The organism is Asticcacaulis sp. SL142, assembly GCF_026625745.1.
Classification (GTDB): domain Bacteria; phylum Pseudomonadota; class Alphaproteobacteria; order Caulobacterales; family Caulobacteraceae; genus Asticcacaulis.
The window spans coordinates 1,410,049-1,435,073 of sequence record NZ_CP113061.1 but is presented as its reverse complement, the minus strand read 5'-3'; the positions used below and the strand labels follow the sequence as shown (position 1 = coordinate 1,435,073).

Sequence of the window (25,025 nt, the reverse complement as noted above, 5' to 3'; positions counted from 1 at the left end):
ATATCCACACTATATAGGTTGTCGAAGCTGGATTTGACCTGTGCGGGATGAACCTGCGCGGATATGATTATTGATTACGCCATGCTGGCGTTGGGAGATTGAGGTTTATGAACCTGCGTTCATTGGCGATTGTCGGGGCTCTGCTGGCGGTATTGATCGGCGCCTATACCTATATGAATCAAAAGGGTGGTTATCCGGCGCAACCGGCGAAAATGACCTATTCGCAACTGATCGCGGCGGTCGATAAGGGCGATGTCGCCTCAGCGACCTTTCACCGTGATGAAGTGACCGCGACCACCAAGGACAAAAAGGTCTATAAGGTCGTAACCCCTTATCCGAACGAAGAACTGGCCTCGGCCATGAACGCCAAGGGCGTCAATGTCGAGGTTCAGACCGCGCAGACCTCGCTATTTGTGCAAATCCTGTCGGGCCTGTTGCCGATTTTGCTGATCATCGGTATCTGGATATTCTTCATGCGCCAGATGCAGGGCGGTGGCCGCGGGGCGATGGGCTTTGGTAAGTCCAAGGCGCGCCTTTTGACCGAACACAAGAACCGCGTCACCTTTACGGATGTGGCCGGCGTTGATGAAGCCAAGGAAGAGCTGCGCGAAGTGGTTGATTTCCTGAAAGACCCCACGAAATTCCAGCGTCTGGGCGGTAAGATCCCCAAAGGCGCACTGCTGGTCGGCCCTCCGGGTACGGGTAAGACCCTGCTGGCCCGCGCTGTGGCCGGTGAAGCCGGTGTGCCGTTCTTCTCGATCTCCGGTTCGGATTTCGTGGAAATGTTCGTCGGTGTGGGTGCGTCGCGCGTTCGGGACATGTTTGAGCAGGCCAAGAAGAACGCGCCATGCATTATCTTTATCGACGAAATCGACGCGGTCGGTCGCCATCGCGGGGCTGGTCACGGCGGCGGTAACGATGAGCGCGAGCAGACCTTAAACCAGTTGCTGGTGGAAATGGACGGCTTTGAAGCGAGTGAGGGCATCATCATCATCGCCGCCACCAACCGCCCTGACGTGCTGGATTCGGCCTTGCTGCGTCCGGGCCGTTTCGACCGTCAGGTTGTGGTGCCGAACCCTGATTTGACTGGCCGCGAAGCCATTCTGCGCGTTCACATGAAGCCGGTGCCTCTGGCCGTAGACGTTGATGTCAAGGTGATTGCGCGTGGTACGCCGGGCTTCTCCGGCGCTGACCTGTCCAATCTGGTCAACGAAGCCGCACTTATGGCCGCCCGTAAAGACCGCAAACTGGTGACCATGAAGGATTTTGAGGACGCCAAGGATAAGGTCATGATGGGCGCTGAGCGTAAGTCGATGGCCATGTCCGAAGACGAAAAGAAGCTGACGGCCTATCACGAAGGCGGCCACGCCATTGTGGCGCTTAAAGTGCCGGAAGCCGATCCGGTTCATAAGGCGACCATCATTCCGCGCGGTCGTGCGCTCGGTATGGTCATGCAGTTACCGGAAGGCGACCGTTATTCGCAGAACTTCACCCAGATGACCTCGCGTCTGGCCATTCTGATGGCTGGCCGGGTTGCCGAAGAACTGATCTTCGGCAAGGACAAGATCACATCCGGGGCTTCCTCCGATATTCAGCAGGCCACCAAGCTGGCCAAGGCCATGGTGACGCGCTGGGGCTATTCGGACGAACTGGGATTGGTCAACTATAAGGACAGTGAAGACGAACACGGGGCCTTTGGCCGTGATGTCTCCGAAGTCACGGCCCAAAAGATCGACGGTGAAATCCGCCGTCTGGTCCAGGCCGGTTATGATGACGCCAAGCGCATCCTGACTGAGCACAATGATGGTCTGCACCGTCTGGCCAAAACCTTGCTGGAGATCGAAACCCTGACCGGCGAAGAAATCATCCGGATTTTGAACGGCGAAGAGATTGTCCGTGACGAAGAAACCGGCGTGCTGATTGAGCATTCATCCAATCTGGCGGTGCCGGTGACGGATGACGAAAAGGCCGATGCGTAAGGCCTAAAAATCAAAGCGGGTGAGGGCAGCCTCACCCGCTTTTTTTATGTCCGGTTTTGCCTTGACCTTGGGCCATCAAGGCTCCACAAACACGGCCATATTTTTCATAAAATGGCTTTGTCTCATGTCCCTGTCTCATCTTCATGTCGCGGTTCTGTTAGGGGGCTTGTCGTCGGAGCGCGACGTGTCGCTGGTGTCGGGCAAATCCTGTGCCGATGCCCTTGAGCGACTGGGCGCGAAGGTTACCCGCGTCGATGCCGGGCGCGATCTGGCGCATATATTAACGGCGCTCATGCCCGATCTGGTGTTCAATGCCCTGCACGGGGCCTGGGGCGAAGATGGCTGCGTACAGGGAATCTTAGAGACCCTGCAACTCCCATATACCCATTCGGGCGTCCTGCCGTCAGCGCTGGCGATGGATAAATCAAAAGCAAAAGCCGTGCTTAAGGCTGCGGGTGTCACCGTTCCGGGTGGCGGGCTTTACAGCCGCCATGAGGTCGCGCGCGATCACGTCATTGCCCCGCCCTATGTGGTGAAGCCCAATGCCGAAGGCTCCAGCGTCGGGGTCTATATCATCCGCGAAGGCGCCAATCGTCCGCCTGCCGAGGTCGGTTCGGATAGCTGGACTTTTGGCGAAGAGGTCATGGTTGAACCCTATGTGGCCGGTCAGGAACTGGCGGTCGCGGTCTTGGGCGAAGCCGGCGGCCCACGCGCGCTTACCGTTACCGATATCGTCTCCAATACCGGCTGGTACGACTATGAAGCCAAGTACGGTGAGAATGGCTCCCGCCACGTCCTGCCCGCCGATATTCCGTCCACAGTTTTTGAAACCGCGAAACGCCAAGCCGAGTTGGCTCACAGCGCACTTGGTTGCCAAAGTCTTACACGAAGTGATTTTCGTTATGACAAAATTAAGGACGTTCTGGTTCTCTTGGAGGTCAACACCCAACCCGGCATGACACCGACCTCGCTCGCCCCTGAGCAAGCGGCCTATGCCGGTATGGGCTTTGATGATCTGGTCAAGTGGATAGTGGAGGACGCTTATGCCCGCAGTGGTACGGGGAGGAAGACGACAAGCTAAGGTTCAGTCAGCGCCAAAGGGCGCTTCGAAAGCCTCTGCGTCGAATTCGTCTCGCGGCAAGCGGGTGGTAGGGCAATCCGGCATGATGCGCGCCGTTGGCGGTGTGCCAATGCCGTCGGAACTGACCGCATGGCTGGCCTTTGCAGGCTTAAGCGTTTTATTGCTGGCGGTGCTGGCCACCGGCAACCGGGCGCAGATGCTTACTGACGGGATGCGCGATTTTGCCGACCGCCGGATCGCCGCTGCGGGCATTAATCTGCAAAATATCCACCTCAAGGGCGTGTCGGATCACTCCCGCGCCGATATCCGCGCCGCCCTCGATTTTCAGCGCGGTCAGCCGATAGCCCTGATGGATCTGGCCAAGGTCAAAGAAAACATCGAAAAAATCGGCTGGGTGGAGTCGGTGACGGTACGTCGCCAGTTTCCGGATGTGCTGATCATTGATGTGATTGAGCGCCCCCGGCTGGCGGTGTGGCAGTACCAGAATAAGTCCTATGTCATCGATGATAAGGGCCAGATCATCCCCGAAGCCCGCGCCTATAACTTTGTCGACCTGCCGCTGGTCGTCGGTGAGGGCGCCAATGAGAATGCCGATGAAATTCTTGAACTGGTGCGCTCGCGCCCGGAATTGATGCAAAAGCTGGAGGTTCTGGTGCGCGTCGATACGAGGCGCTGGGATTTACGGCTTAAGAACGCCACCCTGATCAAACTGCCCGCACTTAATCAGGAAGACGCTCTGGCCCGTCTGGATACCCTGATTGCGTCGCGTCGGGTGCTGGATCAGGGACTGGCCGAAATCGACCTGCGTGATCCGAATGCCCTGATTGTCGCGCCCTTTGCGACTACCGCTCAACCTGCCGCTTAACTCTTTGGCCCGAAACCGCTTAACCTGAAAATCGTCATATGTCGCGTTACGAAGATCGTTCCGGTAAAGAATTTACCCCCAAAGCTGAAGTCACACCGGGGCTTGTGGCCTCGCTTGACCTAGGCGCGTCCAAGATCGGCTGCTTTATCTTAAAGCCCGAAGGGGCGCGTCAGGCTGATCAGTCTATCCGCATCGCCGGGGTTGGCTATGTGCAGTCGCGCGGGCTTCGCGCAGGTAATATCATAGACATGGACGCTGCCTCTCAGGCCATAGGTCAGGCGGTCGAGCGTGCCGAAGCCATGGCTAATGCCTCTTTGCAGGGCGTGCGCGTCTCCGTGCCGGGGGCGCAGATGGCTTCGCACCGCGTGTCGGCGCAGGTATCCCTTGGCACCAAGCCGATTTCTGATGCTGATTTGACCCGCGCCATTCAGTCGGGCCTGTCTCAGGTGCGCTTCCCCAATCGCCGTTGCATCCATCTGTTACCGGTGTCGTGGTCGGTGGACGGGCAATCGGGCGTGCGCGATCCGCGTAATCTGACCGGACGGTCGCTGGGCCTTGAGTTGCTGGTGATTACCATCGACGAAAACGTCTTTAATAACATTCAGCAGTGCGTCAGCATGGCCCATCTTGAGGTGCAGGCCATTGTGTGTGCGCCTCTGGCAGCAGCGGTTGCGGCCCTCGAAGACGATGAAAAAGAACTGGGCAGCATCTGCATCGACATGGGCGCGTCCTGCACCACGGCGGCGGTGTTTGCCAATGGCTCTCTCGTTCATGTCGATTGCCTGAATGTCGGCGGGGCGCACGTCACGGCCGATATCGCGCGCGGTTTATCAACGACCCTGGCCGGGGCTGAGCGTCTGAAAACCCTGCATGGCTCGGCCATTGCCTCATCCAACGAAGACCGCGAAATGGTCGAAGCGCCGCCGCGTGGGGATGATCCAGGAGCGGGACCGATCTCGGTGCCGCGCTCGATCCTCAAAGGCATCATTGCGCCGCGTGTTGAGGAAACCTTTGAATTGCTGCGGGAAAAACTCAAAGCTTCTGGTGTGCAGCTTGAGCCGGGGGCAGGTATTGTCCTGACCGGTGGGGCCTCGCAACTGGCGGGCGTGCGTGAATTGGCGGTGCGGGTGTTTGATCGTCCGGTGCGTCTGGGTAAGCCTAAGCGCGTGCCGCATCTGGCTGATGCGGCGGCGGGGCCGGCATTTTCGGCGGCGGCAGGGGTTATCCTGCGCACGCTTTACGGTCCGCGCGATGTGGTGCCGGTACGCAAGATTATGAGCGCGCGACTTGGGCCGGGGGCGGCGCCCCAAACCGCCGGTACGGGCGGCAGCGCGGTCGTGCGCATGATCGACTGGCTGAGAAATAACCTGTAAAATTATATCTACGACACATTTTCGCCGCATGTGGAAAGCTGTGGAAAGTCTATCCACCGAAAAAGTCACACTTTGGTAATCTCCGTTAAAATTTATTACCAAAAAGGCTTCAAAACCGCCCGACTCAGATTACTCGGTAACTATTCGTTAAGCGTATTTAATGTCAGATAGTCCTCTGAGTTCTGCTGAGGTGATGCGAGCTGTTCTCAAGGCTCGTCCCCGGCAATCCCCCGGCCGGTAGGCTGTGAGGGCAGAGGTTACGGGAGGTTGGTTCAAACCATGGCTATTCATTTGTCTGCGCCGCGCACAACCGAGTTGAAGCCGCGCATTGTCGTCTTCGGTGTCGGTGGCGCTGGTGGCAATGCCGTCAATAACATGATCGAGTCCGGTCTGGAAGGCGTGGAGTTTGTGGTGGCCAATACGGACGCCCAGCAGCTCCAGTTTGCCAAGACCGACCGCAAGATCCAGTTGGGTGTGTCGATCACTCAGGGGCTGGGCGCGGGCGCTCACCCGGAGGTCGGCATGACCGCGGCTGAGGAATCTCACCACGAAATCACTGAGCACCTTGATGGCGCCCATATGGTGTTCATCACCGCCGGTATGGGCGGGGGTACGGGCACGGGGGCGGCGCCGATCATTGCCAAATGTGCGCGTGAACGCGGCATACTGACGGTCGGTGTGGTCACCAAACCCTTCATGTTTGAAGGCCGTCACCGTATGCGTCTGGCCGATGCCGGTATCTCTGAGCTGCAACGCTATGTCGATACGCTGATTGTTATCCCGAACCAGAACCTGTTCCGTATCGCCAATGAGCGCACCACCTTTGCCGAAGCCTTTGGCATGGCCGATCAGGTGCTGCATTCGGGCGTGCGCTCGATCACTGATCTGATGGTGCTGCCGGGCCTGATCAACCTCGATTTCGCCGATGTGCGCTCGGTCATGTCCGAAATGGGCAAGGCCATGATGGGGACCGGTGAAGCATCGGGCGATGACCGTGCCATGCAGGCCGCGCAAAACGCTATTCAGAACCCGCTGCTCGATGAAACCTCGCTCAAGGGCGCCAAGGCTGTGCTGGTCAATGTCACCGGCGGTCTGGATATGACCCTGCTTGAGGTTGACGAAGCGGCCAATGCGATCTCCTCTGAGGTCGATCCGGACGCCAACATCATCTTTGGGGCGGCGTTTGACCCGTCGCTTGAAGGTAAGCTGCGCGTCAGCGTGGTCGCTACCGGCATGGACAGCCAGGTCGCGGTGGCGCAATCCCCGGTTCAGGCTCAACCGGCTCAGTCGCAACCTGTAGCACAGGCGGCCCCCAAAAGCCCTTTATTCACGGGGGGCTCGTCGCGTGAGCCCCAACAGGCCCAGCCTGCAACTGTACAGCCCGCAACTCAACAGCCTGCACCTGTAAGTGCACCTGCGTTTGCGTCGACTCCGGCGACAACAGCCCCGGTGTCGCGTGAATTTGGTGCGCGCATTGAGCCGGTCGCACCGCGTGAGCCGCTGCAGCCCCAGATTCAACCTATGGCGCGCCCGACCTTTTCGGCCCCGGCTGAGGCGCCCAGAGTTGAGGCACCGAGAGTTGAAATGCCAAGGGTTGAGGTTCCGGAAAGCCGTGTCATCGGCAAGATCGTCGACCCTGAAGTCGAAGGCGAAGATGACGGCCTGTTCTCCAGCGTGCCCGATCAACCGGTAGCCCCTGCGGCGCCTCGCCAACCGGAAATCGTGCGTCCGACCTATCCGCAGCCGCCGCGCCCGGCTTTCGCTGGCAATGCGCCGCGCCCAGAGCCTGCTCGTCCGACGGTTCAGACCCCCACCCATGCCCCGGCCCGCCAGCCGGAGGAGGAGAAGGGCTCGATCTGGAGGTCTTTGTTTCCGCAGCGTAATCGCGACACGACCTCGCACTACGCGCCGGTGACGCAACAGCCGCCGGTACAGCCCAACTATCCGGCGCAATCGGAGACCACAGATCATCGTTCCGCGACGGTCAGTGTCACCAAGCCGGAAATGTCGGCGGCCCCGGAAGCTGAGGATGACCTTGAGATCCCGTCCTTCCTGCGCAGACTGGCCAACTAAGACAATATAAGTGTTGCGTTAATAACACTATCTAGCATCGTAATTGTGGCGCGCTAAGGTTCAAACCCTGGCGCGCCCTTTACGTTTCAGGGTGTCACGGCTTACGGCATAAGGCCTTTTGGCAGGGCACGATCTTAACGACTTTTTGCCGTAATCCTTTACGTTACAAACAGAAATTCAAGTTCAGTTGTGATTAACGTGGGCGGAAACTATACCCACACTAGGCCAAAACCCCATGTGCGGGGCGACGGCATAACGACTTTTTGGATTATCTGTCTATGTTGCCAGAGCATCATGAACACACATTGGCCACCCCGGCGATTTGCGCGGGCGTAGGTCTGCATACCGGTGAGCGCGTGCGTTTGTCGGTACGTCCGGCCCCTGCGGGGTCCGGCGTTGTCTTCATGCGTTCCGACATCACTGACCGCGATAATATCATTGCGGCCACCGCTGAGTCCGTCACCCAGACCCGTCTGGGCACGGTCATCACTAATAAGGCCGGGGTGTCGGTCTCGACCATCGAGCATTTGATGGCTGCCTTGTCAGCGCTGGGCGTCGATAACGTGCTGATCGAGATGGACGGGCCGGAAGTGCCGATCATGGATGGCTCGGCCTTGCCGTTCGTGCAACTGCTCGACCGTGCCGGTTTCCGCCGCCAGCCGATGCCGCAAAGCGTGATTGAAATCCTAAAGCCGGTGCATGTGATCGAAGGCGATAAGCGTGCGTCACTTCTGCCGTGCGATCGCTTTGAAATGCGTTTTGAAATCGAGTTCGACAGCGCGGTGATCGGTCATCAGGTCGTCGATCTGGTCGTCACCGAAGACAGCTTCCGCGATGAGTTGATGTCGGCCCGTACCTTCGGCTTCCTCGAAGGGGTTGAAGCCTTACGCGCAGCCGGTCTGGCCCGTGGTGGGTCTATGGACAATGCTATTGTCATCGACGGCGATAAGGTACTGAACGCTGAGGGCCTGCGCTATACCGATGAATTCGTGCGTCACAAAGCCCTGGACGCCATTGGCGATCTCTATGTTCTGGGCATGCCGATTCTTGGCCGCTTTGAAGGAATCAAGGCCGGTCATGGCCTTAATAATGCCCTTGTTCGTGCCTTATTGTCCCGCCCGGATGCATACCAGGTAGTGACTTTGGCTCCGGCCCTGTCGAAAGCGGGTTAAGCCTTAATAAGGCTGTTGGCTATTTAAACCGCCTCGTGTAAGTGTCCATTGGGGGATTCCGGTCGTTTACGTCCGGGCCTGTGAGCAACTAAGGCCAAGAACTAGGGACATATGCGCGTGACGCCTACCAAGACCAAGCTTGTTTCCAAAAAAGCTATTGCCGCTATTGTGCTGGCCAGCCTTGCCATCGGCGGCCTGAGTGCCTGTGCCGGTAAAAAGCCCGCGCGTACGCAACTGGTGTACGAAGAACGCCCGGTTGAGCAGCTTTACGCCACCGGTATGAAGCGCCTGGACGAAAAAAGCTGGAACGAGGCCGTTTCCTATTTCGAGGAAGTTGAGCGTCAGCACCCCTATTCGGAATGGTCGCGCCGTGCCATCGTCATGACGATCTATGCCAACTACATGGCCAATCGTTATGAGGAATCCAATACGGCGGCCGATCACTTCATTCAGCTTTATCCGGGCTCGCCGCTCACGCCCTATGCCTACTATATGAAGGCCAATAACTATTTCGAGCAGATCGTCGATGTTGGCCGGGATCAGGCCTATACGGTGCAGGCCCAAACCTTGCTGCGCGATGTGATCCTGCGTTACCCCAATTCTGAATATGCCAAGGATGCGCGCCTGAAACTCGACATGGTCGCCGATCAGTTGGCGGGCAAGGAAATGGAAATCGGGCGTTATTACCTGAACCAGAACCAGCCTCTGGCCGCCGCCGGTCGCTTCCGCACCGTCATCGACAGATACCAGACCACCAGCCATACGCCGGAGGCGCTTTATCGTCTGGTCGAAACCAATCTGGTGCTGGGCTTGACCGACGAAGCCAACCGCAATGCGGCTGTGCTGGGCCATAACTTCCCCGGTGAGTTCTGGTACAACGAAGCCTATAAGCTGATGCAGTCGCGTGGACAGACCCTGGCGGTGGCCCCCGATCCCGACGCCAAGAAGGTTGAGACCGCGGCACCAGAAAAAGAACAAAAGAAGAAAAAAAGCTGGCTAAGCCGCATCACTCCGCTTTAAATAGGGGCTGAGCGGCCTGTCATGATTCGATAAAGGCGGGACCGTTTTGGAACCCGCCTTTTTTAGTGGTCTATATGCTTACTCGCCTGACGATACAGGATGTGGTTCTGGTTGACCGGCTGGATCTGGATATCCGGTCGGGCTTAAGTGTTCTGACGGGTGAAACCGGGGCGGGAAAATCAATCATTCTGGACTCGCTGGGGCTGGCGACGGGTGCGCGCGCTGACGTTGGCCTGATCCGTGCCGGTGCGCCGCAGGCCGCCGTGACGGCGGAATTTGAGATCGCGGGCACATCATCCCTCTATGAATTTCTGGAAGACAAAGGCCTTGCACTAGAAGCCGGTGAGCCTCTGTTGCTGCGCCGGGTCATCAGCCGCGATGGCCGCTCCAAAGCCTTTGTCAATGATCAGTCGGTCAGCGTCAGCGTGCTCAAAGCGCTTGGTGACAGCCTGCTGGAGGTCCACGGTCAGCACGAGACGGTCGGCTTGCTCGACCCTAAGACCCACGGCGCCATGCTCGATAATTATGGTGGCTGTGCCACCTATCTGGCCGAGGTGCAAACGGCGTTTAAGGCGCTTAAGGCACTGAAAGACGAGTACCGCGATCTGCATAAAAAGGCGCAGGCCGATGCGTCGGAAATCGAGGCGCTTACCCTGCGCTTGCAGGAGTTGGAGCGCTTAAACCCGCAGGCCGACGAAGAGGCGCAGATGGCGTCTGAGCGTGCCTTGCTTGGGGCGTCGGAGCGGGCGCTGGAAGACATTACCGAGGCGCGTACCGCTGTCGGCGGCGATCGGCTGTCGCAGCAACTGGCTAAGGCGTTTCGGGCGCTGGATCATGCCCGCACCCGCGCGGCTCAGGCCGGGGCGAGCGGAGAACATGAGGTATTAAAACGCCTGTCGGCAGCCGCTGAGGCGCTCGATCGTACCCTGATTGCCGCCGACGAAGCTCTGGCCCTGATGGACGCGGCGGCCGATGCGCTCGATGTCGAACCGGGCAAGCTCGACCGGGTCGAGGAGCGGCTGTTTGCCCTGCGCGGCATGGCGCGAAAGCTGAATGTGCTGGTCGAGGATCTGCCCAAAGAGCGGGTGCGCATGGCCCATCACCTCAACCAGATCGAGGATGCCGAGTCGCATCTGAAGAAACTGGCTGCCAGGATTAAGGATGCCGAAAGCGTTTTCCACCTCGCGGTTGAAGCCTTGCGGGCGCAACGTGCGCAGGCGGCGGAGACCTTAAGCCACGCTGTTATGGCTGAACTGACGCCGCTTAAACTTGATAAGGCGCGATTCCGGGTGGCGATGACGCCGTTGGAGGTCGAGCGCTATGGCTCTAATGGCGGCGATCAGATCGCGTTTGAGGTCAAGACCAATCCGGGGGCGGAGTGGGGCGGCATGGCGGCGATTGCGTCTGGCGGCGAACTGGCGCGCTTTGCCCTGGCGCTTAAGGCGGCACTGGCGACCAAGGGCGGCGTCGATGCCAAGGGGCCGGTGATGATCTTCGATGAGGTCGATCAGGGTGTCGGTGGCGCGGTCGCGGACGCGGTCGGTTTGCGTCTGAAAAAACTGGCGCAAGCGTCGCAGGTGATTGTGGTGACCCACAGCCCGCAGGTGGCCGCCCGTGGCGATCAGCACCTGAAGGTCTCAAAGGCCGATGCGGGCGAGGGGGTACGCTCCTCAGTCGTCGAGCTATCTAAAGATGAAACCCTTGAAGAACTGGCGCGGATGCTGTCGGGGGCGGAGATCACCGAAGCCGCCCGCGCCGCCGCCCATGCGCTGGTGCGGGGGTGATAAAACCTCTCGTCTCCTGTAAACAGGACAGGAGGAAGAATCACAAATGACCACAGATTTCGACACCGCCAAATCCGAACATGATCGCCTGACCGCCGAGATCAATCATCACCGGGCGCTCTATTATAACGAAGAGGCGCCGGAACTGTCGGATGCCGATTACGACCTGCTGGAGCAGCAATTACGCCAGCTTGAGGCACTGTATCCACAACTGATGACGGCAGACAGCCCCACAGAAACGGTCGGGGCGCCGGTATCGGCCAAGTTCGCACCCGTTCAGCACGGCATCCCCATGCTGTCGCTCGATAATGCCTTCAGCGCTGAAGACATTACTGATTTCGTGAGCCGTATCCGCCGGTTTTTGAAGCTTGATCCGCTGGAAATCATCCATTTCGCCGCCGAGCCCAAGATCGACGGCGTGTCGTGCTCTATCCTCTATGTCAATGGCGAACTGGTGCGGGCGGCGACGCGTGGCGATGGCCGCACCGGTGAAGACATCACCGAAAACGTCAAAACCATCAAAGACATTCCGCCCAGATTAGTGGGTGCAAGGAGGGAACTCCCCGACCTGATCGAAATCCGCGGCGAGGTCTATTTTCCGCTGGAGGCTTTTGCGGCCATGAATGCGGCAGCTGCTGAGGCGGGGGGCAAGGTCTTTGCCAATCCGCGCAATGCGACATCGGGGGCGCTGCGGCAACTGGATGCAAAGATTACAGCATCACGACCCTTGCGTTTCTTTGCCTATACCTGGGGCGAGGTCGGTGTTCTTGGCGAAGGCGCAATAGGTGAAACGGGTATGGGCGGCGGATATGTAGATACGCCTGAATTATTTTTCTCATCCCAATCCGAAGCCCTGCAAAAATTCCGCGACTGGGGCTTTAGCGTCAACCCGCGCTCAATCCGCGTGTCTAATGCCGAGGGCCTGCTTGAGGTTTACGAAAGCCTGCAAAAGGACCGCTCCGAACTGGGCTACGATATCGACGGGGTGGTCTATAAGGTTGACCGGCTGGATTATCAGCGTCGCTTAGGGTTCGTGTCACGCTCGCCGCGCTGGGCGATTGCCCATAAATTTCCGGCCCAGCAGGCCCTGACCCACCTTCAGGCCATCGACATTCAGGTCGGGCGGATTGGCACTTTGACGCCGGTGGCGCGGTTGGCGCCGGTAACGGTCGGCGGCGTGGTGGTCTCTAACGTGACCCTGCACAATGCCGATGAGATCGCGCGTAAGGATATCCGCATCGGTGACCTGGTGCGGGTGCAACGCGCCGGCGATGTCATACCGCAGATTGTCGGGGTTGAGTTGAGTGAGCGTCCAGCCGACGCCGTGCCCTATGATTTTCCGACCATCTGTCCGTGCCCGCTCAAGACCGAAGTGGTGCGTGAGGTCAATGCCAAGGGCGAAGAAGGGGTGGCGCGGCGCTGCTCCGGCGAACATGCCTGCCCCCATCAGCTGGTCGAATATCTCAAACACGTCGTTAGCCGCCGGGTGCTGGATATCGAAGGTCTGGGCGAAAAGCAGTTGCTCAAATTCTATGAAGACGGGCTGATTTCGGAACCTGCCGATATTTTTAAGCTTGAAGCGCGTGATGCGGTGTCGCTCAAAAAGCTCAAAGACCGCGAAGGCATGGGCGATTTGAGTGTCAAAAATCTGTTCAAAGCGATCGAAGACCGGCGTGATATCAGCTTGGAGCGATTTATCGCCGCCCTAGGCATCAAGCATATTGGCGATACTACGGCCAAGTTGTTGGCGCGGGCCTATGGCTCAGAACCGGCCTTTCGCGCGGCCATGACGGCGGCGGTTGCGGATGAACCGGGGGCGCGGGCAGCGATCATCGAGCAGGATCAGATAGGCCCCAGCGTGGCCGAGGCGCTGATGGCCTATTTCTCAAATGACCACGAAGTCGGTATTTATGAGCGGTTCTTGGCCGAACTACGGGTGAAGGACGCTGAGGCGGTGGCGACCGGATCGTCGGTATCGGGCAAGACGGTGGTATTTACCGGTGCGCTGGAACGTATGACCCGCGATGAGGCTAAGGCTCAGGCGGAACGGCTGGGGGCCAAGGTAGCAGGCTCGGTCTCCGCCAAGACCCATATTGTGGTGGCAGGACCCGGCGCGGGATCTAAGCTTAAAAAAGCCGAAGAACTGGGGGTTGCGGTCATGACCGAGGACGAGTGGTTGAGCATGATCGGGGTGTAGAGCCGTTTACCCCCTCTTTCAGTGACGCCAGCGTCCCTGAAAGCTCCCCCTCCAAGAGGGGGAGTTCTTGGAGATTGTTTTTTAGAACTCCCCCTCTTGGAGGGGGAGCTAAGTGCAAATCATTGATTTGCGCTTAGAGGGGGTAAACATAGGTATGGAACTGAAACTGAAAATCGCCGTCATCACGGGTGCGGGCAGCGGCATAGGCCGCGCGGTTGCGGTCGCTTTATCGCAGGCCGGCTGGTCGCTGGGGCTGGCCGGTCGGCGGGCGGAGGCGCTTAAAGACACCGCAGACTTATGTGCGGGCGATATCCTGTGTATCCCCACCGATGTCACTTATGAAGCTTCGGTTGCCGGCCTGTTTGACCAAACGATCACCCGCTTTGGGCGTGTCGATATGTTGTTCAACAATGCGGGGGTGAGTGCCCCCGCAGTACCCCTCGAAGACCTCGACTGGGCGCAGGCCAGGGCCGTCATCGACACCAATGTCACCGGTACTATGTTATGCGCGCGCGAAGCCGTACGGGCCATGAAATCACAAACCCCACAAGGTGGGCGGATCATCAATAACGGCTCGATTTCGGCCTATGCGCCACGGCCCCATGCCGCGCCCTATGTGATGTCAAAGCACGCCGTAACGGGCCTGACCAAATCGATCATCCTCGATGGACGTGCATTTGGCATCACGGCGGCCCAGATCGATATCGGCAATGCGGTTACTGATATGTCTGAAGCGATGGCATCAGGCGTGCTACAGGCCGATGGCACTATCCGGTCTGAGCCGCGGATGGATGTGGCCCATGTGGCCAGTACGGTGGTGCATATGGCGGGCCTGCCACCGGAGGCCAATATGCCATTCGTGACCATCATGGCGACCAATATGCCGCTGTACGGGCGAGGGTAGAGAATATGGAAACGGAACAAATCGTCAGCACTTTAATTACGCTAATTGGCGGCTTGGGTATCGGTTCACTACTAACAACCTATTTGAAAGATAGGTTTGACAAACGGCAATTTAGATACCGAGAAAAGCTGACGGTATATGCAGGTTATGTCGAGGCATTGCAGAATAGCGTCGTGAGTAGTTCGCAGGAAAACCGACAAAAGGTGGTATATTGGCATCAGCGGTTAAAGCTGGTGGCACCTCAGAAAATAGTGACCATTTCTGCAAAATTCTTTGATAACGAGGCGACTGAAAAATTCTCTGTTACCAGAGATGAGATCGTTCGAGAAATGAGGGTGGATCTGGATAAATCTTTATAATCCCCCTCACCCTAACCCTCTCCCCGCAAGCGGGAGAGGGGATTTTTAGAGCGGGGCGCATACCGTTTTAAGCCACTCGCGGACGTCGGGGGCGACGAGGTCTTTGAGCAGGTCAAAGGTCTTGGCGTGGTAGGCGTCCATATAGGCGCGTTCAGCCTCACTCAGCAGCGAAACCTCGATCAGGTTGCGGTCAATCGGCGCCCACGTCAGGTTCTCAAACCCGTGCATGGGGCGTTCGCCGCCGTCGATGGGTGTGGCTTTGGTCACATATTGCAGGTTCTCAATCCGGATGCCGAACTCGCCGGTTTTGTAAAAACCGGGCTCATTGGAGACGATCATGCCGGTTTGCAACGGATAGCGGTTGAGGGTCTTTGAAATCCGCTGCGGGCCTTCGTGGACGCCCAGATAGACGCCGACGCCGTGGCCGGTGCCGTGATCATAATCAAACCCGCCGGCCCACAGATATTGGCGCGCCAGAACGTCCAGATGCGTGCCCGTCGTCCCCGCAGGAAAACGCACGGTCGCCAGCGCGATATGGCCTTTGAGCACCAGGGTGAACATGCGCTTGTGCTCAGGGCTTGGTTCACCGATCGCCATAGTGCGAGTGACATCGGTGGTGCCGTCCTCAGATTGCGCACCGGAATCGACCAGCAGTAAATTGCCCTTGGCGATGCGGATATCGGAGGCCGTAGTGACGCGGTAGTGGGGCAGGGCGCCGTGCGGGCCGAACCCCGAAATCGTGTCGAACGACAGGTCTTTGACGCGGCCAGAGGCGATGCGAAGCGATTCCAATTTCTGCGCCACTTCGATTTCTGACGGCAGTGTGGTTTGTGCCTCTGTGGCGACCCAGTACAGGAAGGCCGATAAAATCGCGCCGTCGCGGATATGGGCGGCGGCGGTGCCTTTGATTTCGACCTCGTTCTTGCATGCGCGGGGCAAAGCGCAGATGTCATCGGCGGGAACGGTGGTGGCACCGGCCGAGGTCAGGGCCTCAAACCAGAAGGCCGAGGAAATGGCCGGATCGACCATGACGTTTTGGCCGTTAAGGTCAGCCAGAGCCGATGCAATATCGGCAGGCGTCAGCAGCGAAACCTCATTGCCCAGCCACTCACCCAGACCCTCGGTCACCTTAGCCGGTTCAAGGAAAATCTGCGCGCAGCCATCATCGAACAGGATCGCCTGACCCAGCGGTAATGGCGAGCGGATGACATCGCCGCCGCGAATATTGAACAGCCAGGCCAGCGATGACGGGGCGGTTATCAGGGCCGCCTTGGCACCCTTGGCTTTCAAAGTGTCGGCAAGGCCGTGGCGTTTGTCGGCAGAGGATATCCCCGCAAATTCAAGCGGGTGCGGCACAACCGGGGCGGCGGGTTGGGCAGGGCGGGCCTCTCCCCATGCCAGATCAAGCGGATTGGGCGATGTGGCCTTTAGTGTCAGGCCCGCCTGATCGGCGGCGGCTTTGAGGGTTTTCAGGCCATCGGGGCTGTGCAGGGCCGGATCATAGCCGATGACTGACCCTTTGGGCGCTTTAAGGATGTGTTCGGCCAGTGACGCCATGCCGTTAAAATCTTCAACGCTGAACACTGACGGATCGGTCTGCTCGCGCGATTGCAGCGTATATCGCCCATCGGCAAACAGGATCGCCTTATCCTGAAACACGATCGCTGCCCCGGCCGATCCGGTAAAGCCCGACACCCACGCCAGACGTTCATTGGCGTCGGGCAGGTATTCGTTCTGATGCTCATCCTCATGGGGGATGATAAAGCCGTACAGCCCAAGTGCGGTCATCTGCGCACGCAAGGCCGCGACATGGGTTATCCCCTGCGTCGGATGGGTGGTGACATCAAAGGTCTGAAAGGCGGTGTCTGCGGGCATGGCGGGACTCGGGTTTAAAGGGCTATCCCGAACATATAGACCTTTGAAATTGGGTTTCAAAGATGCCTAATGTAAGCTGGGTTAAGGTATAAAGGTTTTAGAGGGGGGATTATGAGATATCCGGCTTTATTCCTGTTGTCGGGTTTTATGCTTATCAATATGAGCATGTTCAGCACTGATCATGTATGGGTGTTAATCGCTACGGCGATTTGCATAGTCTGGACATTTATGTTCAGCCGCGTTTTTATAATGGGGCTGATATTGTTAGCCCATCTGGGAAGCCGATTTTACCTGAATGAAAACGGGCTGGAAGTCACCGCAGCCTGTTTTGCGGTGGGTTGGATGCTGTTTGCAGTCTATGCTTTCAGCCTTTGTCCGCGTTGCGAGACGAATATCTCAACCGATGGCTGGTCAAGGTGGACAAGATTTCATTTGCCGAAATACTGCACGGTTTGCGGGCGTCCGCGCCAAGGTGTATGGCCGTTGCAGTTTCGTCTGCGGCCAGAACCTTGGGACGGTCAGTATCATGATGAAGGCGGCGGTCCTCAACCGGATCTGGATGTCACCGAATGGCAGATGCACTACGCTCAGGAACGCTGGAAAAAGAAGGTGGCGCGGCAGGCGAAAAAGGCGCTTAAGCTTGGCCGTTAGCCCTTAATCTTGGGCCCATCAGGCGCGAGGCAATAAAGCACCGTATCGGGCACAAACGCTGAGTGGTGACGCAGGTACATCTCATAGCCCGGATAATAGCTTTTGATCATCGCCGGGATTTCCCACAGATGATGGGACAGGTGATAGATACTGAGGGCCAGTGTCGGGCGGTAGGTCTCAATAATGTGGCGCGCACCAGTGATCGCTTCGATCTCGGCCCCCTCGATATCCATCTTGATGAAGTTCGGAGGTGATGCGCTCAAGGTCGCATCCAGCGACACCACCGGTACGGAAATCGTGACCGGCGCGGTCTCAACGCCAATCATGAACGAACTGCACACCGTATTGAGGGCGTTGAATTTCAGCACATCATTCTTTGACCACGCCCCGAATGGCAGCAGCCAGAAATCGGTATCTTCAAACTGAGGTTTGAGGCCATCTATGCGTGCGCGCAGGCGCTCAAAAATATCAGGATCGGGCTCAAACGCCGCAAACCATGACACAGGCACCGGCGATTTCTTGAGCGCGCTCTCTATCGTGTCGCCATCATAGGCGCCGCAATCGGCAAACCGAAGGGACTTTATACCGCGAAAAACATCAATCCCCGCCGGAAAATAGGGCGCATATTGATCGGGCAAACCCGTCAGCGGGCCCTGAAAATCCTGGCGAAAGGCGATGACGGTATCCAGGATGTCGCGGCTGATGTCATCACTCAGCATATCGCGAAAGACTTTCAGGCCCGGTTCATGGGGGTTGACGCTATGGCTTGAAACCGCATCGATCAGGGCCGGATAGATGAGCGCCAGATCCTGCCACTGGTGGATTTCGCCAAAGCCCTGACGTGACAGGCTGTCGGCCAGAAAGGTATGGATATCAGTGGCCGACGGCGTGCCATTATGCAGCGACACCATCAGCCGGATATCGCTCTTGTCGGCAATATCGGCCATGCGCTTGACGGGCAGGCCGCTGACTTGTGGCTCCGGCGAAAATTCATCAATGAAGAAATCCGCCGTTTCGCCGCGTTGCGCCATCTCGCCCAACAGGACGCGCCCGCTTTTGCCTGCACCGTAGATTGCCGTTTTCATTGTCTAAACTCACACCAATTGACCGTGCGAGTAAGTATTGGGCGGAATGGTTAAGCGCGCCTAAACTTTCTGCATCACCAGCGTGCACCAGGCGTCGCGGTGGATGCGGCGCACGACCTTAAAACCATGCGACAGGTAAGCGCCCTTGACGAAGCGCTCTTGCGTGCGCAGAAGGCCGGACAGAATGACGATCCCGCCGGGCTTAAGCGCGCCACGGATCGAGTGCGACAGGCCAACTAACGGCCGTGCCAGAATATTGGCGAATACCAGATCATAGGGGGCGTCCTGACGCACATCTTTGTGGTTTAGGCCATTGGCCCACACAAAGCGGGCCTTGGCCTGATTGAGCTTGGTGTTCTCATTGGAAATGCGAACGCTGATCGGATCGATATCGGTGCCGACGGCGAATTTGGTGCCGGTTTTTGCGGCCGCGATGGCCAGAACGCCGGTGCCTGCGCCGACATCGAGCACGCGCTCAAAGCGGTATTTTTTAAGCAAATCATTATACGCCATGAGGCAGCCGACGGTCGTGCCGTGGTGACCGGTACCAAACGCTGCACCCGCTTCGATGCGCAGATTGACGGCGCTTAGCGGCCTCTTGCCGCGATCATGAGCGCCGTACACAAAGAAACGCCCCGCCCGAACCGGCGGCAAACCCGACAGCGCCATAGCCAGCCAGTCGGCATCGGCCAGTTGCTCGGTGGTGAGTTTCAGGTCAGCGTAATCAGCCAGAACCTCTTGTAAACGCTCAGACTCTTCCTCCGTGGTTGGAAAGGCATCGATGCGCCAGATGTTTTTGTCCTCATCCTCCTCAAGGATGGAATAGGTCGCCCCTTCGAGGAAGGCGTCGTCGTCAATGGCTGAGGCTGCGGCTTCGGCAATGGCGCGGGGGCCACGGGCGACGATTTGCTGAGGATGGTAGGTCATGTTGCTTTATGTTCTTTGTACGCAATTGATTAAGAGCGCAGAGTCAGATAGGCTAAGGAGATTCGACGACTGCGTTTGAGCGATGGGATAAGATTGATGGCGAGAGCTACCACGAAAAAGACGACGACGGAAACAGAAATCCCGGCCGATGCCGGTGTAAAAAAGACCATCGCGCGCAAGGCTCCGGCCGTGAAGGCGGCGGCTGAAAAAGCTGTGGCCAGTGCTGAGAAAACCGTCAAGACGGCAGCCAAGACAACGGCGGCTACCGCCAAGAAAGCGACAACCGCCGCGAAGACGACGGTTAAAAAAGCTGCTGCCGAGGTAAAGCCGATCGTGGCCGACACCAAAAAGGCAGTCGTCGCTGAGACCCAAAAAGTTTCCAAAGCCGCAGCCAAGACCGAAGTCAAGGCGGCTAAGGTCGTAAAGACGGCTGAGAAAAACGTCGAAAAGACCGTAAAAGCGGCGACTAAAAAGGTAGAGGCGGCTGTGGCGGATGCCAAAAAGACGGCGACCAAGGCGACCGACAAGGCTGTGGCCAAGGCCAAGCCCGTTATCGCCAAGGCTCAAAAAGAGGCCGAAAAGGCGATCGATGCCGCGCAGGACAAAATCGACGACGCGATCAAGGCTGCCCAACCGGCGCTCGATAAGGCCAAGGCTCAGGCCGCGAAGGTCATCGATGCCGTTGAAGATAAGGTTGATGACGCCGTAAAGGCGGCAACGCCTGCCATTAACGAAGCTAAGGCCAAGATCGAAGACGTGATCGACGACGCCAAGGCCAAGATCGACGAAGCCGCCAAGGCCGCCAAGCCGACGCTTGATAAGATTGAAGCCAAGGTCGAAGAGGTCGCCGCGGACGCCAAGGCAGCCGTCACGCAGAGCAAGAAGCCCGGTTTCTGGGCGCGTCTGTTCGGCAAGAAATAACACCCGCACGATATCCGGATTAAGGAAGGGCGGGATTAAACTCCCGCCCTTTTTCATGTCTAAGCAGCATGATCATGTCATCAACTGACATACGGGCGGTATAAACACATACAAAGCCCACAGGTTTATGATGATACTCGCACCCGTATTTACCTTTTTTGAGAGCCTGATTAAGCCGTTTAAGGACTATCAGGCCGCAACGCCGCCCACGACCGTGCGCGGGTTTTTCACCCATTTTCTGCGTCAGGTCTGGCCGGTCTTTGCGGTATTGCTGGTGGTGGGGCTGGCCTTCACCCTGACCGAAGTGATGGTGTTTCAGTACATCGCGCGGGTCATCGACATATTGACTCACGCCGATCCGGCACAGCTTTGGGCTTTGCATGGCCGCGAGTTCATCATCATGCTGCTGGTGCTGGGTGTTTTATCGCCCGCACTGTTGGGCTTACATTCGCTGATCCTGCAACAGGCGATCACATCTAATTTTCCGACCCTGATCCGCTGGCAGTCGCACCGCCATGTCGTGCGGCAATCTTTGAGCTTTTTCAGCAATGATTTTGCCGGACGGTTGGCCTCAAAGGTGGTCGATACAGCTTCGGCCTTGCGCAACACGCTGGTGACCCTGTGTGACACCTTCCTTTATGTTATAGTCTATTTCACCAGCGCGATCGTGCTGTTTTTTGCCGCCGATCCACGCCTGATCCTGCCCGTAATCATCTGGATGGCGCTCTATGTCCTGATGTGCCTGCGGTTCGTGCCCAAGCTTTCCAAGGCGTCGGAAGAAGGCTCTGAGGCGCGCTCATCACTGGTGGGCCGAGTGGTTGACAGCTATACCAACATCCAGACGGTCAAGCTGTTTGCCAATACCCGTCGCGAAGACGACTATGTGCGCGAAGCCCTCGATTTCAACGGCAAAAAATGGCAGGCTCAGCAGCGACTGATCACTACGCTCGATATCGGCGTGGCGGTGTTGAACGCCAGTCTGCTGATCTCCACCGGCATCTTGGCGGTGTGGCTGTGGCGTGATGGCGCCATCAGCGTCGGCGCCATTGCGCTGGTCGGAGCTTTGACGCAGCGACTGCTCAATATGTCCGGCTGGGTGATGTTTCAGGTCACCAGTCTATTTGAAAATATCGGTACCGTGCAAAATGGCATGGAAACCATCTCGCATCCCCATACGGTCATCGATGCCGCGCAGGCGCAGGACCTGATGGTGACGCGCGGCGAAATCCGCTTTGAAGACGTGCAGTTCGGCTATGGCGAAACCGGGCGTCCGGCGCTCAACGGCATCAACCTGACCATTGCGCCGGGCGAAAAGATCGGTCTGGTCGGGCCATCGGGGGCGGGTAAATCAACGCTGGTTAACCTGTTCCTGCGGCTTTATGACCTGACCGGCGGGCGTATCCTGATCGACGGGCAGGACATCGCGGCGGTCAAGCAGGAATCATTGCGCGCCAAAATCGGCATGGTGACGCAGGATACGTCGCTGCTGCACCGCTCAATCCGCGACAATATCGGCTATGCGAAGCCGGGCGCCAGCGATGCCGAAATTATGGAAGCCGCCGCGCGTGCCCATGCCGCCAGCTTTATACCAGCCCTGGTCGATTCCAAGGGGCGCACAGGTCTTGAGGCCCATGTCGGGGAACGCGGTGTCAAGTTGTCGGGTGGTCAGCGTCAACGTGTCGCCATTGCGCGGGTCTTACTGAAAAATGCGCCGATGCTGGTGCTGGATGAGGCGACCTCGGCGCTCGATTCCGAGGTCGAGGCCGCGATACAGGAGAGTTTGATTGACCTGATGACCGGCAAGACGGTGATCGCCATCGCCCACCGCCTCAGCACCATCGCGCGCATGGACCGGCTGGTGGTCATGGATGGCGGCCGGATTGTCGAGGTGGGTACCCATGCCGAACTGATAGCTGCCGGCGGGCTCTATGCGCGTCTGTGGGCGCGCCAGACCGGCGGGTTTCTGGCAGATGATACGGCGACTAAAAGTTTAGAGCTTTCGGAACATGACTAGGGCATCGACCAGCCCTTCGACCGGATGATCGAAGGCGTCTGGCAGGCGGGTCAGGGTCTGAAAGCCCAGCCCGTGCCATAGCGCCACGGCGCGGCTGTTGGTCGAGACGACGAAATTGAACTGCATGGCGCGAAAGCCCATGTCTTTGGCGACCTCAAGCGCGTGCTGGCACAGGGCGCGCGCCACCCCCTTGCCGGTGGCGTGGGGAGCGGTCACAAAGCCTGCGTTGGCGACATGGCTGCCGCCGCCTTTTTGATTGGCTTTGAGGTGGTAGGTGCCAAGAATTTGTCCGTCGGCTTCGGCTACAAAGGGATGATGACCGTCAGCAAACCAGTAGTTTAAGGCTTGTTCGCGCGACCAGTCGCGGGGTAAGGCGTAGGTGTCGCCAGCGCGGATGACAGGCTCAAGGATCGACCAGATAGCGTCATGGTCAGCGGCGGTGGCGGGACGAATATTCATCCTCGCCACATAGGGCGGCTTATTGAGCCGCGCAAGGTTTAACTCAAGCGCAAACGCAAAGCATCCGCCGTCAGCGATAGCATTTCGCGTAAGTTGTCTTCGTCGACCTCATCGACTTCCATGACCATGCGGGTCATTTCGTCGTTAAGCAGGTCGTCAAGCGACAGGTCGGGAATAATGGAATGGCGGGTGGATGTGGAGCGCTTAATGGCAGGGGTACCCAGCATGTCGGCCTCCTTCTTATGAGGTGTGTCTAATAAAACGTCCGCAGGGTGCGATAGCCCTGTGAACGCGAACGGGTCAGAATAGGTGTCGATTTCATCATATCGCAATTGAGAATTATTCGCAATATAGCTCATCGGCATTTATCCCTTACGGTTTCGGGTTGCGGTTTTTCAGGCTGCAGGCTCTAAACACTTAAGGTTATAAAAGAATTTTGTATCGTTCTGATGATAGTCCGCATATAGGCAACGCTCTGATGTTGCCAGGTCCTGATGCCCTTTATTTTCCGGCACTCAGTCATTTAGACATTTTTTATGGCCGGAGTTTGACCGGTATTTTGGACACCATACCATAATTGTGTCGTAACACAACGTGCAGGGGAAATCCTGACGCGCTGACTAGCCGTTGTGGGGCATGGGGTTGGGGGTGTCGCCGTCTGTGTTCAACTTTTTTTGACCGCTTTGTCAATTATAGGTGAATGGCGATGCCCTGCCGGACGCGGTCTACCCCTTTTTGTGGCCTGGGCGTTAGATCGCGGCCGGACGAAGGTGGCTTAGGGCTTCATCACGCACGTTTGTAGTCCCTGCTGCGATCACCTGACCGCCAAAGCCGCCGACAGGTTTACCGTGCCAGTCAGTGACGGTGCCGCCGGCGTTCTCGATCACCGGAATGATGGCATCGATATCCCAGGCCATCAGGCCGGTTTCAAGGGCGATATCCATCGTGCCTTGGGCAACCATGGCAAAGGCATAGGCGTCGCAGCCATAGCGTGACAGGCGGGCCGCACTTCGCAATGACCCGAACGCGTCGGCCTCTATGCCTTTGAACAGGAAGGGATCGGTGGTGCCTAGCGTGGCGGCGGATAGTGTGCCGCAATCGCGAACTTTCAGCGGCACTTCACCAGATGCGGTGATCAGACGGGAGCCGAGGTTGGGGCTGCCGATAAAGATTTCACCTAAAAAGGGCTGGGCTATGACGCCGACGACGGGGCGATTATGGTGGCGCAGACCGATCAAGGTCGTCCACAGCGGCAGGCCGGAAATAAAGGCGCGGGTGCCATCGATGGGGTCTAACACCCAGACAAATTCGGCATCGGGCTGATGCTCGCCATATTCTTCGCCGATGACGCCGTGGTTGGGGAAGTGTTCCGAAATGAGCGCACGGATGGCGCGTTCGGCACCTTTGTCGGCTTCGGTGACCGGATCAAAGCCCTTGTCCAGCTTATTGTCGGCCCCCAATGTCAGGGTACGAAACAGCGGCAGCGAAATGCGTGCGGCGGCGGCGGCGAGGGTCTGGGCAAAGGCGTCCAGATGATCGAAGTCCGGGGATTTTGTCATGACGGCCAGATGTAAATACAGTCGCCGTGTACGTCCAGTCGGAAAGTGATCATCCGGACGCTATGCGACCAGAAGGGGTATAGTGTATAATTACTTTACATAACTCAAACGTACGGTCAGAATTTCCAAACCCTGAAAGGGTTTGGCAAGGGCGACCGCCCGCCCGAGGCTTTGTGCTCAAGAAGCGAAGCGTTAGCATGCTTAAATGGGCGAGGTAAGCCTACGCGGCGTTTGAGCGAATAAAGTTAAGCAGCTTGATCGTTTTCGCCGTTAAGCGATTTGGCGAGATCAAGCAGACGACGGCGCGGACGCTCCGACAGGCGGTAATAGGCCTGAATGAGATCGAGGGTTTCCTTGCGCGAAAACACTTCGATGCCTTCGTTCTGAACGGCCGCGACTTCGGTGCGGTCGTCGGACAGGCCGTCATAGAAGTAGTTGATCGGGGTTTCCAGCGCCTTGGCCAGTTGGAACAGGCGGGCGGCGGAAATGCGGTTGGCGCCACATTCATATTTCTGGATTTGCTGGAAGCGGATGCCAACGGCCAGAGCCAGTTGTTGCTGGGTCAGGCCGAGCAGGCGGCGGCGGCGGCGCAGGCGTTTGCCGAGGTGCAGATCGATATCAGTAGCCATGTTTAGTCCCCTTCTGGTCAGGTTTGGCTGTTGAAATTCACATATTCCGCGTTCCGTTTCGGGACGCTTCGTACTGTGAGTTTCAAGCTTCGTGCCAG

The 25,025-nt window shown here is 57.9% G+C and carries 21 protein-coding genes; 14 read left to right on the top strand and 7 right to left on the bottom strand.

The features are described from left to right. Positions 1 to 107: 107 nt before the first annotated feature. From ftsH to OVA03_RS06515, 11 genes are all read left to right on the top strand, one after another. Positions 108 to 1,979 (top strand): ATP-dependent zinc metalloprotease FtsH, encoded by a 1,872-nt coding sequence (gene ftsH, locus OVA03_RS06565; protein WP_267527338.1) that lies wholly within the window; start codon positions 108 to 110, stop codon positions 1,977 to 1,979. Between the two features lie 124 nt (positions 1,980 to 2,103). Further along, the gene (locus OVA03_RS06560) at positions 2,104 to 3,060 is read left to right on the top strand and encodes a D-alanine--D-alanine ligase (RefSeq protein ID WP_267527337.1); all 957 of its coding nucleotides are present in this window, start codon (positions 2,104 to 2,106) and stop codon (positions 3,058 to 3,060) included. An 82-nt stretch (positions 3,061 to 3,142) separates the two neighbouring features. Continuing rightward, on the top strand, positions 3,143 to 3,925 hold the full coding sequence (locus OVA03_RS06555; RefSeq protein WP_267527336.1) for a cell division protein FtsQ/DivIB: 783 nt from the start codon (positions 3,143 to 3,145) through the stop codon (positions 3,923 to 3,925). Positions 3,926 to 3,963: 38 nt separating this feature from the next. After that, positions 3,964 to 5,298, top strand: coding sequence for a cell division protein FtsA (gene ftsA, locus OVA03_RS06550; RefSeq protein WP_267527335.1), 1,335 nt, complete (start codon positions 3,964 to 3,966; stop codon positions 5,296 to 5,298). Between the two features lie 279 nt (positions 5,299 to 5,577). After that, on the top strand, positions 5,578 to 7,371 hold the full coding sequence (ftsZ, locus tag OVA03_RS06545; RefSeq protein WP_267527334.1) for a cell division protein FtsZ: 1,794 nt from the start codon (positions 5,578 to 5,580) through the stop codon (positions 7,369 to 7,371). A gap of 278 nt (positions 7,372 to 7,649) precedes the next feature. Then, complete coding sequence (gene lpxC / locus OVA03_RS06540) at positions 7,650 to 8,543, top strand: UDP-3-O-acyl-N-acetylglucosamine deacetylase (RefSeq protein ID WP_189485723.1); 894 nt, start codon at positions 7,650 to 7,652, stop codon at positions 8,541 to 8,543. A 117-nt stretch (positions 8,544 to 8,660) separates the two neighbouring features. Next, positions 8,661 to 9,563 (top strand): outer membrane protein assembly factor BamD, encoded by a 903-nt coding sequence (locus OVA03_RS06535; protein WP_420710488.1) that lies wholly within the window; start codon positions 8,661 to 8,663, stop codon positions 9,561 to 9,563. 74 nt (positions 9,564 to 9,637) lie between these two features. Next, positions 9,638 to 11,347 (top strand): DNA repair protein RecN, encoded by a 1,710-nt coding sequence (gene recN / locus OVA03_RS06530; RefSeq protein WP_267527333.1) that lies wholly within the window; start codon positions 9,638 to 9,640, stop codon positions 11,345 to 11,347. 46 nt (positions 11,348 to 11,393) lie between these two features. Next, positions 11,394 to 13,544, top strand: a complete 2,151-nt coding sequence (gene ligA / locus OVA03_RS06525; protein ID WP_267527332.1) for an NAD-dependent DNA ligase LigA — start codon at positions 11,394 to 11,396, stop codon at positions 13,542 to 13,544. Positions 13,545 to 13,656: 112 nt separating this feature from the next. Then, positions 13,657 to 14,448 carry an SDR family oxidoreductase gene (locus OVA03_RS06520; protein WP_267527331.1) on the top strand — a complete coding sequence of 264 codons (792 nt, stop codon included), beginning with the start codon at positions 13,657 to 13,659 and terminating at the stop codon, positions 14,446 to 14,448. A gap of 5 nt (positions 14,449 to 14,453) precedes the next feature. Next, a complete protein-coding gene (locus OVA03_RS06515; protein WP_267527330.1) occupies positions 14,454 to 14,807 on the top strand; it encodes a hypothetical protein in 354 nt (117 codons plus the stop codon). A 45-nt stretch (positions 14,808 to 14,852) separates the two neighbouring features. Here the strand turns inward: OVA03_RS06515 and OVA03_RS06510 are convergent, their stop codons facing one another. Continuing rightward, the gene (locus tag OVA03_RS06510) at positions 14,853 to 16,682 is read right to left on the bottom strand and encodes an aminopeptidase P family protein (RefSeq protein ID WP_267527329.1); all 1,830 of its coding nucleotides are present in this window, start codon (positions 16,680 to 16,682) and stop codon (positions 14,853 to 14,855) included. Positions 16,683 to 16,793: 111 nt separating this feature from the next. On the opposite strand from OVA03_RS06510, the gene OVA03_RS06505 reads away from it, so the two are divergent. After that, entirely contained in the window at positions 16,794 to 17,333 is a 540-nt protein-coding gene (locus tag OVA03_RS06505) for a hypothetical protein (protein WP_267527328.1), read from the top strand. Here OVA03_RS06505 and OVA03_RS06500 read toward each other — a convergent pair. Together OVA03_RS06500 and OVA03_RS06495 are read right to left on the bottom strand one after the other, a co-directional pair. Continuing rightward, positions 17,330 to 18,418 carry an FkbM family methyltransferase gene (locus OVA03_RS06500; RefSeq protein ID WP_267527327.1) on the bottom strand — a complete coding sequence of 363 codons (1,089 nt, stop codon included), beginning with the start codon at positions 18,416 to 18,418 and terminating at the stop codon, positions 17,330 to 17,332. The two genes, OVA03_RS06505 and OVA03_RS06500, sit on opposite strands and share 4 nt — an antisense overlap. A gap of 60 nt (positions 18,419 to 18,478) precedes the next feature. Further along, a complete protein-coding gene (locus OVA03_RS06495) occupies positions 18,479 to 19,345 on the bottom strand; it encodes a 50S ribosomal protein L11 methyltransferase (protein WP_267527326.1) in 867 nt (288 codons plus the stop codon). A gap of 96 nt (positions 19,346 to 19,441) precedes the next feature. Here OVA03_RS06495 and OVA03_RS06490 point away from each other — a divergent pair, with 96 nt between their 5' ends. After that, positions 19,442 to 20,266, top strand: coding sequence for a hypothetical protein (locus OVA03_RS06490; protein WP_267527325.1), 825 nt, complete (start codon positions 19,442 to 19,444; stop codon positions 20,264 to 20,266). Positions 20,267 to 20,393: 127 nt separating this feature from the next. Further along, positions 20,394 to 22,280, top strand: coding sequence for an ABC transporter ATP-binding protein (locus OVA03_RS06485; protein WP_267527324.1), 1,887 nt, complete (start codon positions 20,394 to 20,396; stop codon positions 22,278 to 22,280). Here the strand turns inward: OVA03_RS06485 and OVA03_RS06480 are convergent. From OVA03_RS06480 to OVA03_RS06465, 4 genes are all read right to left on the bottom strand, one after another. Continuing rightward, positions 22,257 to 22,739 (bottom strand): GNAT family N-acetyltransferase, encoded by a 483-nt coding sequence (locus OVA03_RS06480; protein WP_267527323.1) that lies wholly within the window; start codon positions 22,737 to 22,739, stop codon positions 22,257 to 22,259. The two genes, OVA03_RS06485 and OVA03_RS06480, sit on opposite strands and share 24 nt — an antisense overlap. 38 nt (positions 22,740 to 22,777) lie before the next feature. Next, a complete protein-coding gene (locus OVA03_RS06475; protein WP_267527322.1) occupies positions 22,778 to 22,966 on the bottom strand; it encodes a hypothetical protein in 189 nt (62 codons plus the stop codon). A gap of 522 nt (positions 22,967 to 23,488) precedes the next feature. Beyond that, on the bottom strand, positions 23,489 to 24,298 hold the full coding sequence (gene hisN / locus OVA03_RS06470; protein WP_267527321.1) for a histidinol-phosphatase: 810 nt from the start codon (positions 24,296 to 24,298) through the stop codon (positions 23,489 to 23,491). A 245-nt stretch (positions 24,299 to 24,543) separates the two neighbouring features. Next, the gene (locus OVA03_RS06465; RefSeq protein ID WP_189485736.1) at positions 24,544 to 24,927 is read right to left on the bottom strand and encodes a helix-turn-helix domain-containing protein; all 384 of its coding nucleotides are present in this window, start codon (positions 24,925 to 24,927) and stop codon (positions 24,544 to 24,546) included. Positions 24,928 to 25,025: the final 98 nt, after the last annotated feature.

Bases quoted from the DNA above. Each gene is read 5' to 3' on its own strand.
- hisN (WP_267527321.1), bottom strand. From the start codon at position 24,298: ATGACAAAATCCCCGGACTTCGATCATCTGGACGCCTTTGCCCAGACC.
- ftsZ (WP_267527334.1), top strand. From the start codon at position 5,578: ATGGCTATTCATTTGTCTGCGCCGCGCACAACCGAGTTGAAGCCGCGC.
- OVA03_RS06490 (WP_267527325.1), top strand. From the start codon at position 19,442: ATGGCGAGAGCTACCACGAAAAAGACGACGACGGAAACAGAAATCCCG.
- ftsA (WP_267527335.1), top strand. From the start codon at position 3,964: ATGTCGCGTTACGAAGATCGTTCCGGTAAAGAATTTACCCCCAAAGCT.
- OVA03_RS06485 (WP_267527324.1), top strand. From the start codon at position 20,394: ATGATGATACTCGCACCCGTATTTACCTTTTTTGAGAGCCTGATTAAG.
- OVA03_RS06560 (WP_267527337.1), top strand. From the start codon at position 2,104: ATGTCCCTGTCTCATCTTCATGTCGCGGTTCTGTTAGGGGGCTTGTCG.
- OVA03_RS06475 (WP_267527322.1), bottom strand. From the start codon at position 22,966: ATGCTGGGTACCCCTGCCATTAAGCGCTCCACATCCACCCGCCATTCC.
- recN (WP_267527333.1), top strand. From the start codon at position 9,638: ATGCTTACTCGCCTGACGATACAGGATGTGGTTCTGGTTGACCGGCTG.
- lpxC (WP_189485723.1), top strand. From the start codon at position 7,650: ATGTTGCCAGAGCATCATGAACACACATTGGCCACCCCGGCGATTTGC.
- OVA03_RS06510 (WP_267527329.1), bottom strand. From the start codon at position 16,682: ATGCCCGCAGACACCGCCTTTCAGACCTTTGATGTCACCACCCATCCG.
- OVA03_RS06500 (WP_267527327.1), bottom strand. From the start codon at position 18,418: ATGAAAACGGCAATCTACGGTGCAGGCAAAAGCGGGCGCGTCCTGTTG.
- OVA03_RS06515 (WP_267527330.1), top strand. From the start codon at position 14,454: ATGGAAACGGAACAAATCGTCAGCACTTTAATTACGCTAATTGGCGGC.
- ftsH (WP_267527338.1), top strand. From the start codon at position 108: ATGAACCTGCGTTCATTGGCGATTGTCGGGGCTCTGCTGGCGGTATTG.
- OVA03_RS06480 (WP_267527323.1), bottom strand. From the start codon at position 22,739: ATGAATATTCGTCCCGCCACCGCCGCTGACCATGACGCTATCTGGTCG.
- OVA03_RS06505 (WP_267527328.1), top strand. From the start codon at position 16,794: ATGAGATATCCGGCTTTATTCCTGTTGTCGGGTTTTATGCTTATCAAT.
- ligA (WP_267527332.1), top strand. From the start codon at position 11,394: ATGACCACAGATTTCGACACCGCCAAATCCGAACATGATCGCCTGACC.
- OVA03_RS06495 (WP_267527326.1), bottom strand. From the start codon at position 19,345: ATGACCTACCATCCTCAGCAAATCGTCGCCCGTGGCCCCCGCGCCATT.
- OVA03_RS06465 (WP_189485736.1), bottom strand. From the start codon at position 24,927: ATGGCTACTGATATCGATCTGCACCTCGGCAAACGCCTGCGCCGCCGC.
- OVA03_RS06555 (WP_267527336.1), top strand. From the start codon at position 3,143: ATGATGCGCGCCGTTGGCGGTGTGCCAATGCCGTCGGAACTGACCGCA.